The following is a 732-nucleotide window of genomic DNA, read 5'->3' on the forward strand; positions in this document are numbered from 1 at the left end:
TGTGAACCGGCGTGGAAAAGTGACCCCGTAACGGGGTGATCGGCGTCCAAAAATGACCCCCTTACATCGGTGGCCATGATGCTCCTGGGGCAACCGGGAGCAGGTGCGGGATGTTGGTCGTGGAGACAATCGCGAAGATCCGTCGGGCTTATTTTCAGGACAAGAAGCCGATCAAGCAGATCTGCCGGGAGCTGCGCGTATCGCGGAACACGGTGCGCAGGGTAATCCGTTCCGGGGCGACGGAGTTCAGCTACGAGCGCAGCGTGCAGCCCCAACCGAAGATCGGACCGTGGAAGGACGAGCTCGACAGGATGCTGGCCGAGAACGCCCGCAAGCCGAAGCGGGATCGGCTCACGCGCATCCGGGTCTTCGAGGAGCTTCAGGCCCTCGGATACGAAGGCGGCTACGATGCCGTTCGGCGCTATGCCTCGTCGTGGACGAAGACCGAACGGGAAGCCTCGGCTGCCGCCTACGTGCCCTTGAGCTTCGATCCCGGCGAAGCCTACCAGTTCGATTGGAGCCATGAGGTCGTCCTGGTCGACGGGGTGACCACGACGGTGAAGGTCGCGCATGTCCGGCTCTGCTACAGCCGGATGCTGTTCGTACGGGCCTATCCTCGAGAGACACAGGAGATGGTGTTCGACGCGCACGACAAGGCCTTCGCCTTCTTTGGCGGAGCCTGTGCCCGGGGCATCTACGACAGCGCGGCGGATCAGCGATCCGTCCGGGGGA

1 protein-coding gene is annotated in these 732 nt (G+C 63.4%); it reads left to right on the top strand.

Annotation, left to right across the window (positions count from 1 at the left end; all coding sequences use genetic code 11):
- Positions 1-110: 110 nt before the first annotated feature.
- The coding region (istA, locus tag OCH239_RS21440) for an IS21 family transposase (RefSeq protein ID WP_037267578.1) at positions 111-732 on the top strand (622 nt) is incomplete at its 3' end.

The sequence above is a fragment of the Roseivivax halodurans JCM 10272 genome (genome assembly GCF_000521785.1).
Taxonomy (GTDB): Bacteria; Pseudomonadota; Alphaproteobacteria; order Rhodobacterales; family Rhodobacteraceae; genus Roseivivax; species Roseivivax halodurans.